A 10,596-nucleotide genomic window follows, 5' to 3' on the forward strand; every position below is an offset into this window, starting at 1 on the left:
GCTCCCACCTCTCGGCTGGCAGAGAATCGGCTGGGATCCTCGATCAACAAGACAAAGGCGAGCGCGGTCACCGGACCGACTCCTTTGATCTGTTGGAGTCGCCGCGCCTCCGGGTAGTGTGCTGCGATCGTCTCCTCGATCGGCGGTCGAAGGCTCGGATTCGCTCGTTCAGCTCCTGGATCACCTCCAGCAGCGGCCGCATCACCTCTCGCAGGTCTGCGGGGATCTGCACCGATGCCGTGCGAGCGAACGACTCCGTGGAGCATTTCTGGATCCGACCACCCACGGACTTGACCGTGCCACGCACGTGATTGGTGAGCTTGGTTCGCGTGCGCACCAACACGTCCCGAGCTCGGAGGATCGCCAGGTGCTTCTGCACCTCTGGGCCACGATGCCGGATCGGGTGGACCAACGCTCCCTGCCTCCCCTACCACCCCCGCACCCGCATCCTCCGCAGGATCTCCGCCCGGTACCTGCCGGTGTTCTCCGGTGTGCGGCGGCGGGGATTGGGAAGCAGGGCGGCCAGGCCTGCGGCCTGGGTGCGGGTGAGCTCTGAGGCGCTCACGCCGTAGTGATGCCGCGCGGCGGCGTCGATGCCCCAGATTCCCTCGGCCCATTCTACCTCGTTCAGGTACAGCTCCAGAATCCGCTCTTTGCCGAGAACCACCTGCGCCACCGGGGTCAGACCCCAATCGTAGAGCTTGCGCACCGGGTTCCGGTGCGTGGTCCCGAACAGGTTCTTCATCAGCTGCTGGGTGATGGTCGAGGCGCCACGGATCCGGATGCCGCCCGCGGCCTCGCTCCCCGCACTGATCATCTCCGCCCAGTCGAAGCCGAAATGCTCCCAGAACCCTCCGTCTTCCGCGGCCACCACGGCGCGGGGGACATGCCGGGGTAGAGACTCCAGCGACACCCGGTTCTGCACCTTGCGATACTCCTCACCAGCCAGGAGCGACTCGATCCCCCGCTGGAGCTGCACACCGGTGATCGGCGGCGACAGGAAGCGGTACGCCACCAGCAACAGCACGCACAGCAGGTAATAGCCGACGAGTACCAGGAGCACCGCCCTCGCCATCCGGCGGAGCAGAGCCCGCACACCGAGCCTCTGCCCCTCCCCGGAGACGGGCACGGGCACACCGAGCGGCAACGTCTGCTCGTCGCCAGGTTCGTTATGTTCGCGATTTCTCCAGCGCATGGCGGCCCTTCGTTGAGGCGGCAAGCAGGGCAAGCAGACAAGGGGCGGTGAACGGATGACAGGGTGACAAGGTGACAAGGTGAACGGGGACGGAGCGCCACCGTCGAGCCGCGCGCCACTTGTAGCCCATGGCGTAACCAGGGCGGCAGGAAGTCCAGGTTCTCGCCATCATCACCGGCAGCGCCGTCCGGTCACCTTGTCACCTTGTCACCCCACCACTCCCCCGCGCTCTCAACCCCGCCGCCAACCTGTCCCGTGCGGCGGGACCCGGCAATAGATATCTTCGCCAGGCCACGGTGTGAGGGGCCGACGATGCCCTCCGCACCGTGGCTGGACCTCCGCATGACACTGGACGTGTGTGATCGATATGCAATCTGCGATAAGCGAGGCGAACGCGCCCGCACGGGGGCACACTGCGATGCTCGTGCTGGTGACGCTGAGCCTCTGTCATCTTCTCAATGACACCATGCAGTCGCTGCTGGCAGCGCTGTATCCGGTGTTCAAAGCAAACTATGGCCTCACCTTTACCCAGATCGGGCTGCTGACCTTCACCTTCCAGGCGACCGCATCGCTGCTTCAGCCGGTGGTCGGGGCGACCCTGGACCGGCACCCGCGCCCGCGCCTGCTCTCGGCCGGCATGGGGTCCACCTTCGTCGGCCTGCTGCTGCTGGCCTGGGCGGGGCACTACTGGCTTCTGATCGCCGCCGCCGCGCTGGTCGGCCTGGGCTCGGCGGTCTTCCATCCTGAATCTTCCCGCATTGCGCGCACGGCCTCCGGCGGCCGCCACGGCCTGGCGCAGTCGATCTTCCAGGTTGGCGGAAACACCGGGACGGCGGTGGGGCCGCTGCTGGCGGCGTACTTCGTCCTGCCGGGAGGACAGCACAGCGTCGCCTGGTTCTCGCTGGCGGCCCTCACAGCGATGGCGCTGCTCTGGTGGGTGGGCGAGTGGGCGCGCGATCAATCGACGCGGAAGGCTGCCGTCGCGGCCTCGCCCGTGGCCACCCTGAGGCTGCCGCGGCGCACGGTCGTGCGTGCGATCGGGGTGCTGGTGGTGCTGATCTTCTCCAAGTACATGTATCTCGCCAGCCTCACCAGCTACTTCACCTTCTACCTGATGGAGACCTTCGAGGCGTCGGTGGCGCAGTCGCAGATCTCCCTGTTCATCTTCCTGGGAGCGATGGCCGCCGGCACCCTGCTCGGAGGGCCGATTGGAGATCGGTTCGGGCGAAAGACGGTGATCTGGTTCTCGATCCTGGGAGTCCTGCCCTTCACCCTGCTCCTCCCGCACGTGAGCTACCTGTGGACGACCGTGCTGAGCGTGGCGATCGGCTTCATCCTGGCTTCCGCCTTCCCGGCGATCATCGTCTATGCTCAGGAGCTGGTACCCGGCCGGATCGGCGCCGTCTCCGGGCTCTTCTTCGGATTCGCCTTCGGCATGGGAGGTATCGCCGCCGCTCTGCTGGGGGTGCTGGCGGACTGGAAGGGGATCGAGTTCGTGTACCAGGTCTGCGCCTTCCTCCCCGCTCTCGGTGTGGTGACGGCCTTGCTGCCCGGCGAGGAGAAGCGCCGCCCTAGTTGAGGAAGGTGTAGCTCAGCTTCACCAGCAGGACGTCCTGCGGGATGATATCGAAGGTGTCGGCGATCTGGCCGCCGATGGACCGCTCGAAAGGCGAAGGGCCCCAGGGGGCAAGGGGGCTCATCTCGTCCTCGAGGCGACGGCCGTGGGTCCAGACGACGTAGAGGACGGAGCCAGGCCGGTACTCCCAGCGCAGGACGGCGTTTGACTGCAGGCTGCTGAACGCGAAGTCGTCGCGCTTGGGGAAGGCATCGAAGGGAGCCAGCTCGTCTCGCGTGCGCAGGATCCCCATGCGCTGATAGCGCCCGCCCGCCAGGAAGAGCTGACTGTAGAGCTGGAAGGAGAGGTCGGGGGTGAAGGTATACCCACCCCGCAGCGTCAGGTCGAGCGAGCGGGTGTCCCGGTGGCCGAAGACCGGAACGAAGTAGCGCCCCACCTCGACCGGCTCCACTCCCTCGAGAATGCCGGCGAGCTGCCCTTCATCGTCGAACTCGACGAAGTCGTCGGGGTCGGTGACCACCTCGCCCGATTCGACCCCGATGAGCCACCCGCCCTGGCCGTCGCTCAGGAAGGTCTCATTGGAGGACCACGCCAGCACATCGTCTTCCCACTCACCCTCGAGATTCCCCTCCAACGAGACGCGATCGCTGACGCGCCAGTTGCCCCGCAGGCCGGCGGCATAGCCGCGCCCGCCCCCCTCGACGAAGGTCAGGCCCACCTCGGGCTCGATCTCCCAGCTACGCCGCTCGTCGGTGGTGAACTCAGCATCGATGCGGACTGAAGCGGGCTTCGCCCAGGGCCACAATCCGCGCGTCTCGTAGAGGTCGTAGCCGCCGAAGGGACTCTCGAACGAGGCCGACAACTCGAAGGACTGAAAGGTCCGCAGCATCCATTGGGAGCGGAGGTCCAGCTCCAGTCCCTGGTTCAGCCCGTCCGTATAAGCGAATCGCTGCACCCCGAAGAGTTCCGCGCTCGCCCGCTGGAACGGTCCAAATGGCCGGTTGTCGTTGATCTCGTGTTCGATGCTGCCGATCAGGACGTAGGCGTTGTTCTCCCGGAGCTGGCCCACGTCGTTCGGATTGAACTCGTCCGAGAAGACCTCGGTCCCCAAAAATCCCTGCCAGGCTCCCTGACGCTTGACGGCCCAGACCTTGGCCGCGAAGCCGCGCTCTGCCTCGTTCACGTTGGCCGTCCACATCCGGCTCGTGGCGGCCGCGAAGCCCTCGATACCGTACTGGTCGTCCAGAAAGCGGAGGTCCCAGTCGGCGCCCGCGCTGAAGCTGCGCAACCGACCGGAATCGGCCGGCGCGTCGTACGCGGTGAAGATTCCGCCGGCGGTCGAGTTGCCGCGGAACTGTTGGGTCGCGCGACCGACGGCGAAGTGGGTCTCCGGGGAGAAATCGTGCCCCGTGGTAGCCCCGAGTACGCCGAAGGACAGCCCCCGGCCCGTGCGCCCGGACAGCTTGGCGGCTCCGATGATGGGGGATAAGGCCCCGATCCGGCGGGTATAGAGGAGCTGCCCCGGACCGGCGGAGAACTGGTAGATGCTGCTCCCCTCCACGAAGAACGGCCGCCGCTCGTCGAAGACGGTCTCGAAGGCGGTGAGGTTGAGGACTGCCGGATCGGATTCTACCTGGCCGAAGTCCGGGTTGATCGTGGCGTCGAGCGTGAGGTTCGGGCCGAGGCCGATCTTCAGGTCGGCGCCGATCTCCACCTCCCCGGTCCCCGCCCTCTCACCCGGATCGGTTTCGCTCTCCTGAGTTTCGACACGGGCGACCGAGTAAGGTCGGAGCTGCACGTTCCGCCGCGGATCCACCCCCTCGATCCCGACCAGGTCGGCGAAGCGCGCGACCTGGTTCGCCCGTTCGACCCGGCGGACCAGCGGCCACTCCGATCGTTCGCCGGCGCGCGGGAGGTGCCGACTGAACTGCACCCCCCATCGCTGTGTACTCGCACGACGGAAGCGAAGCATGCTGTAGGGGATCGCCATCTCGACCACCCAACCCTCCGCCGTCAGCTCGACCGCCGAGGTCCAGATGGCGTCCCAAGAAGGATCCATGTTGTCGGGCACCTGACCGCCTCCGCCACCTCCACCCGGGCCGGGACCGCCGTCGCCACCACCGTCCTTTACGGCATCGAACTGAACGCCCGCCGCGCTCACGCCGAAGGCATAGGCGGTTCGCCGATCGTGGTAGGAATCGATCGCGACGACGAACCAGTCGGCGCGGTTGAATTCGTCCCGGCGCCCGAGCGTCCGCTCGATGAGAGCTGGCTCGTTGTCGTGCAGTGTCGCCCCGATATACAGACTCCCCGGGCCGTACAGCACCCGGACTTCGGTCCGCTGGGAGGCGGGGGCACCCTCGGAGGGTTCGAGCTGTAGGAACTCGGTTGCGGAGGGGGCTCGCTGCCATTCCTCCTCGTCCAGGCGCCCGTCGATCACGATCCCTTCCGCCGGCATGGCGGTCAGCTCGGGCCGAGTCTGGGCTTCAGCCTCGGTCGAGCCAGCCGCGGCCAGCATCAGGAGAACCCATCCAGCCGACGGCGCCTGGCGGCCTGCAGCGCCGCGCGACGTACGTCGGCACTCCCGGCTCGATCGGGTACGGAGGAGAGTCATGACAGGTGGTTTGGGGGTCCCGATGGCCATTCGGTCTACTCTACACGTTGACCATCGATCCTGCTGGGTGCGATTTCCGCTCCGATCGGGAATCGCACCCCTCGTGGGCTCGTCGTCCCTACAGGCTGACCCGGCATGAATCCGACCACCTTCGCGCCACCCACGGGTCCGGTGCGCGCTCCGCGGACGGAGCGAGTAGTTCTGGTGTTCGTCCTGCTCGCCCTCGTCACCCTCGTGGCCGTGCCGATCCTCGTCAATCGGCGCGCTAATGCGCTGCGCGAGCAGATCGAAGCGGCGGAGCCCGCGCGCAACGAGGTGACCTCGCTCGAGTTCAATCTCGTTCGCGAGATGGCGGCGCTCAGCGAGCTGATGCTCACGGCCGACCCATCCGCGCGTGAGGAGTACGAGGAGGCACTCGAGCGTGAGGATTCGATCTACCGCGAGCTGGAGAACCATGCTCGTGCGCTCAGCCCGGAGGTGGTCGAACGCCTGGCGGAGGTCCGCCTCGCCGCACTGCTGTGGCATTCGCGTGTGACCGACGCTGAAGACCTCCTGGAGGAGTACGGTGAGCCGGACCATCCGCGCCCGCGCCGTGAGAGGCGGCTGTTCGGCGAGCTGCTGATCCTCACCCGCCAGCTGGACGAGGCCATCGTGGAGCACACGCGCACGGTGCGTGCGCGGATCGAGCGGGCAGAGCGGTTGGGGATGTCAGTGACGGTGGCGCTGGGAGTGCTCGCGGTGTTGACGGGAGCCGCCGCCGCCCTCCTGGCCGGACGCGCGCGTCAGTTCGCGATCGAGTCGGAGCGCCGCCGGCGGGAGGCGGAAGTCGCCCTCGAGGAGCTCGCGCGCGGGGCCGAGCTGAGAGAACGCCTGCTCCGCGGCATCACCCACGACGTGAAGAACCCGCTTGGTGCCGCCAAGGGCTACGCGGAGCTCCTGGCGCTAGGCGTGCGAGCACCCATCCAGCCCGAGCAGGTGCCGCTGGTCACCGGCATTCAACGCTCGGTGGACGGGGCCCTGCGCATCATCAACGACCTGCTGGACCTCGCCCGGGTGGAGAGCGGGCGGCTGCCGATCGAGCCGAAGCAGGTAGACCTGCACTGGGTCCTGAAGGAAGTGCTCGAGGTCCAGCGGGCGCAGATCGAAGCCGCCGGCCACAGGCTGACCCTGGACTCGCGGCCGGGTGAGTTCATCATCCGAACCGATCCCACGCGGGTGCAGCAGATTGTCCAGAACCTGCTCTCCAACGGGGCGAAGTACACCCCCCCGCCCGGCGCCATCACCGTGAGGGTAGAGCGGCGCGAGGACACAGGTTCGGGACGAGGCGCTTGGGCGGCGGTGTGCGTGCAGGATACTGGCCCCGGAATTCCTCCGGAGATGCGCGACCGGATCTTCGAGGAGTTCACCCGGGTGAAGGACGACGGCCGGGTGGAGGGACACGGTCTGGGTCTCGCCATCGCCCGGCGTATTGCCCGCCTGCTCGGCGGCGACCTCCGCCTCGACAGTTCATCCAACCCGGGCGCCTGCTTCGTACTGCTCCTGCCTCTGAAGGCGCTCGAGAGCGATCGCTCGGACGCACCCGGCGTCTCTCGCCCGGCAATATCCCGACCCTGAACAACCTGCCGCGCCCGTCGACGGATGCCCACTTCGCCGCCCATTCGTCGCCTGGAAGGATGAGCGTCATTCGACCTCGAGAGTGCCACGGATGTCGCGCCGCGTCGGAGACGTCCGGTACAGCGCCGCCCGCGCCACGTCCTGGGGGTGCCAAGACGGCGCACGGGGTGCTCTTCGACGAGCCGCGACTGGATCTCGAGCGGGATTTGCGCGCCGCTTCGAGGGGGCAATTGAGAAAGGTGAATACTGCCGCGACGGCCTTTCCGGGTGGCGGTCACCCCTCCGGCAGCGCCGGGGTGGCTTCGATCTCCTTCTGAAGCCACGCACGCGCGAGCAACCAGTCGCGTTGCACCGTCTTGAGGGAGGTCCCGAGCGAGAGGGCGGTTTCCTGGAGGGAGAGACCGGCGAAGAAGCGCAGCTCCACCACCTGCGCCGCCCGAGGGCTCACGGCCGCCAGGCGGTCCAGCGCGGCATCCAGCGCCAGCAGGTCGTCCGAGGCCTCTTCCGCCCAGACCGCCGCCGCGTCGTCGAGGGCCAGTGCGACCACTCCGGAGCCGCGCTTCTTCCGCTTCCGGGCCCGGGCGTGGTCGACCAGCACGCGCCGCATGCACTGGGCGGCGATGGCGAAGAAGTGGTGTCGGTCGCGGGGCTTCAGCTCGCGGCGCTCCGCCAGCCGTAGGTAGGCCTCGTGGACCAGGGCCGTGGCGTTGAGCGTGTGCCCGGCGTCTTCCCGCCGGAGCTGCGCCCGCGCGAGCTCGCGGAGCTCGTCGTAGACGATGGGGAGGATGCGACCCAACGCCTCCTCATCACCCGCTCGTAATCGCTGGAGCCACTCCGTGAGAGTCGCCTGTGGCACGTGCGGAGCTCCTTCCGGGCACGTTGACGCTGGACCCTTTCCGGCCAATATAGACGCAGGGCGCCCCGCATCAATGCGGCTGCCCTTCCCACCCGCTCCACCCTCACCTGGAGCTTCAGATGGACCGCCAATCGTGGGATCGCCTCCAGTCCCTCTTCTTCGCCGCACTCCAGCTGCCTCCGGAGGAACTGACCGCGTTCCTCGACCACCGCTGCGCCGATGATCCCGAGCTGCGCGCCGAGCTGGAGGCGGTGCTGGCCAGCCATGAACGCATCGGCGGTGATCAGCCGCTCATTCAGGAAACCACCGCGAACGCTGAAACGACGGCCGCTGAAGCGACGACGGGCGCAACTGCAGGGGACCTCACCGGCCTGAGAATCGGCCCCTACCGGCTGGAGGAGCGAATCGGTCGGGGCGGGATGGGCGATGTCTATCGGGCGCAGCGGGTCGACGAGAGTTATCGCCAGGAGGTTGCCATCAAGCTGGTGCGCTCCCACCTCCCTCCCGAGGAGATGGCCGCCCGCTTCCGCATCGAGCGACAGGTGCTGGCCCGGCTGCAGCACCCGAACGTGGCCCCACTGCTGGACGGAGGGGTGACTCCGGACGGGCGGCCTTACCTGGTGATGCAGTTCGTCCGCGGCCTTCCCATCACCGACTACGCGGACGCCCATCGACTCCCCCTGGCCGACCGTCTCCACCTGTTCATGCAGGTCTGCCGTGTGGTGCATTTCGCCCACAGCAACCTGGTCGTGCACCGCGACCTCAAGCCATCGAACATCCTGGTGACGGAAGAGGGGGAGATCCGGCTGCTCGACTTTGGGATCGCCAAGCTGCTCGATCCGGAGGGGATGGGCATCACCGCGCCGCTCACCGAAGAACACCTGCTGCTCACGCCCGAGCACGCCGCCCCGGAGCAGATCCTGGGCGACCCGATCACCACCGCCACGGATGTCTACGCGCTCGGCATCCTACTATACGAATTGCTCACGGGCACCCGACCCTTCCGCGCAAGCATGGGCCCGGGTTGGCACCGCATCGTTTGCGAGCAGGAAGCCACCCGCCCCAGCGAAGCCCTCACCACCCTGGTATCCGACGCATGGCAGCACGACGCGGCAGACGTAGCGCGGGCGCGCCGCACGAGGGTGTCCGTCCTGCGGCAGCAGCTTCGAGGCGACCTGGATGCCATCGTTCTGATGGCGCTGCGCAAGGAGCCGGAGCGCCGCTATTCGTCCGCCGAGCAGTTCGCTGAAGACGTCCGGCGCTTCCTGGAGGGGCGTCCGGTGCTCGCCCGCCGTGACACGATCGGTTACCGAGCCCGCAAGTTCCTGCGGCGCAATCGCCTGGTGGTGGCCGCGGCGGCGGTGATGCTGGCCGTGCTGGTGGCCGCGACCGGCTTCAGCACCTATCAGGCGCGGGCTCGCGCCGTGGCCCTCGAGGAAGCGCGTCTCGAGCGCGACAAGGCGGCCAGCCTCGCGAGCTTCATGTTGAGCGTTTTCGGAGCGAACGAGCCGGTCGTCTCGGGGGGAGACACCATTACCGCGCGGCAGCTCCTGGACCGGGCGGGTGAGCGCATCGCCCTCGAGCTGGCGGATGAGCCGCTGGTGCGTGCGGACATGGAGATGGCGATCGGGCAGGCGTACGGTGCCCTCGGACTCTTCGCCCAGGCCCAGCCCCACCTGGAGGCGGCACTGCAGCGGCGGCGCGAGAACCTTTCGGCCCCACACGAAGACATCGCCGAGGCACTCGATGCGGTGGGGCGCGGCATCGCCTCGCTGGGCGATGCGCGGGCGGCGCTCCCGCACCTGCAGGAGGCCCTGGCGATGCGTGAAGCGCTCTTCGGGCCGAACGACACCACGGTGGCCAGCACGCTCACCGCACTGGCCAGAATCGAGATCGACCTGGAGGAGTTCACCACTGCACAGCGCCGGCTGGAGCGCGCGGTCCGGATCTATCGGTCGGCCGAAGGCCCAACCGGCAGGGGTCTGCCGCAAGCCCTGCGATTCCTCTACCTGACTCGGCAGTGGCAGGGGGATCATGAAGGCGCGTTCCCATACGCAGCCGCTGCGCTGCAGGCTGCGGACAGCTTGTTGAGCCCGACCGACCCCTACCGTCTGCACGTGGCCAACGACTACGCGCTCGCGCTGGAGGGTGTGGGTCGCCTGGATTCGGCCGAGGCAGTGCACCGCCGGCTAGTGACGGAGTACACCGCCCTCTCGGGTCCCGACCACGTGGATATCTCCTACGCGTACCACAACCTGGGGAGGGTCCTGCGGAAGCAGGGGCGGACCGAAGAAGCCCTCGCAGCCTTCCAGCAGGCGCTGGAGGTGCGCGAGCGCGCCCTGGGACCCGATCATCCGGCGGTCGCTTACATCCTCCATAGCTACGCGCTTGCCCGCGGCCTCGCGGGAGACGTGGATGGGGCAAGCCAGCTGATCGACCGGGCGGTGCGCATCGCAGAGGCGCGTCTGGGCCCGACCGACATCGCCACTTTCGACGCCCTCGTCCTACAATCCCAGCTCAGGGCCTTACAGGGGCGCTCTGAGGAGGCGATCCGCATCCTGGAAACGCTGGTCGACCGCGGCTGGGCCGACCTCGCCGTCATCGAGGCGACGCCGTACGCGTCGATCTCCGATGATCCGCGGTTCCAGGTGGTGAGCGAGAAGGTACGACAGAAGGTCGAAAGCGAAGGCTAGCCGGGCGGATCGACCTCGAGGTTCAATCACCGTCCATGCCGATCCTGA

The 10,596-nt window shown here is 67.8% G+C and carries 7 protein-coding genes and 1 pseudogene; 3 read left to right on the plus strand and 5 right to left on the minus strand.

Annotation, left to right across the window (positions count from 1 at the left end; translation table 11 throughout):
• The 3 genes and pseudogenes from VF167_18240 to VF167_18250 all read right to left on the minus strand — a co-directional run bounded on the left by VF167_18240 (position 1) and on the right by VF167_18250 (position 1,195).
• Positions 1-110 (minus strand): annotated as a pseudogene (locus VF167_18240) (transposase).
• The gene (locus VF167_18245; GenBank protein ID HEX6927372.1) at positions 68-379 is read right to left on the minus strand and encodes a hypothetical protein; all 312 of its coding nucleotides are present in this window, start codon (positions 377-379) and stop codon (positions 68-70) included. Before VF167_18245 ends, VF167_18240 begins: the two are co-directional and overlap by 43 nt.
• A gap of 48 nt (positions 380-427) precedes the next feature.
• Positions 428-1,195: a biosynthetic peptidoglycan transglycosylase gene (locus VF167_18250; protein HEX6927373.1), complete on the minus strand. Its 768-nt coding sequence runs from the start codon at positions 1,193-1,195 to the stop codon at positions 428-430.
• 367 nt (positions 1,196-1,562) lie between these two features.
• On the opposite strand from VF167_18250, the gene VF167_18255 reads away from it, so the two are divergent.
• The gene (locus VF167_18255; GenBank protein HEX6927374.1) at positions 1,563-2,774 is read left to right on the plus strand and encodes an MFS transporter; all 1,212 of its coding nucleotides are present in this window, start codon (positions 1,563-1,565) and stop codon (positions 2,772-2,774) included.
• Here VF167_18255 and VF167_18260 read toward each other — a convergent pair.
• Positions 2,767-5,289, minus strand: coding sequence for a DUF5916 domain-containing protein (locus VF167_18260; GenBank protein HEX6927375.1), 2,523 nt, complete (start codon positions 5,287-5,289; stop codon positions 2,767-2,769). The genes VF167_18255 and VF167_18260 overlap by 8 nt on opposite strands.
• A 231-nt stretch (positions 5,290-5,520) precedes the next feature.
• Between VF167_18260 and VF167_18265 the strand changes: the two genes are divergently transcribed.
• Entirely contained in the window at positions 5,521-6,999 is a 1,479-nt protein-coding gene (locus VF167_18265) for a HAMP domain-containing sensor histidine kinase (GenBank protein ID HEX6927376.1), read from the plus strand.
• A 274-nt stretch (positions 7,000-7,273) separates the two neighbouring features.
• Here VF167_18265 and VF167_18270 read toward each other — a convergent pair whose 3' ends face one another.
• Positions 7,274-7,855: an ECF-type sigma factor gene (locus tag VF167_18270; GenBank protein HEX6927377.1), complete on the minus strand. Its 582-nt coding sequence runs from the start codon at positions 7,853-7,855 to the stop codon at positions 7,274-7,276.
• A gap of 119 nt (positions 7,856-7,974) precedes the next feature.
• Between VF167_18270 and VF167_18275 the strand changes: the two genes are divergently transcribed.
• A complete protein-coding gene (locus VF167_18275; protein ID HEX6927378.1) occupies positions 7,975-10,548 on the plus strand; it encodes a serine/threonine-protein kinase in 2,574 nt (857 codons plus the stop codon).
• Positions 10,549-10,596 lie beyond the last annotated feature (48 nt).

Source organism: Longimicrobiaceae bacterium (genome assembly GCA_036375715.1).
Taxonomy (GTDB): domain Bacteria; phylum Gemmatimonadota; class Gemmatimonadetes; order Longimicrobiales; family Longimicrobiaceae; genus DASVBS01.

Bases quoted from the DNA above. Each gene is read 5' to 3' on its own strand.
- VF167_18265 (HEX6927376.1), top strand. From the start codon at position 5,521: ATGAATCCGACCACCTTCGCGCCACCCACGGGTCCGGTGCGCGCTCCG.
- VF167_18275 (HEX6927378.1), top strand. From the start codon at position 7,975: ATGGACCGCCAATCGTGGGATCGCCTCCAGTCCCTCTTCTTCGCCGCA.
- VF167_18255 (HEX6927374.1), top strand. From the start codon at position 1,563: ATGCAATCTGCGATAAGCGAGGCGAACGCGCCCGCACGGGGGCACACT.
- VF167_18250 (HEX6927373.1), bottom strand. From the start codon at position 1,195: ATGCGCTGGAGAAATCGCGAACATAACGAACCTGGCGACGAGCAGACG.
- VF167_18260 (HEX6927375.1), bottom strand. From the start codon at position 5,289: ATGCTGGCCGCGGCTGGCTCGACCGAGGCTGAAGCCCAGACTCGGCCC.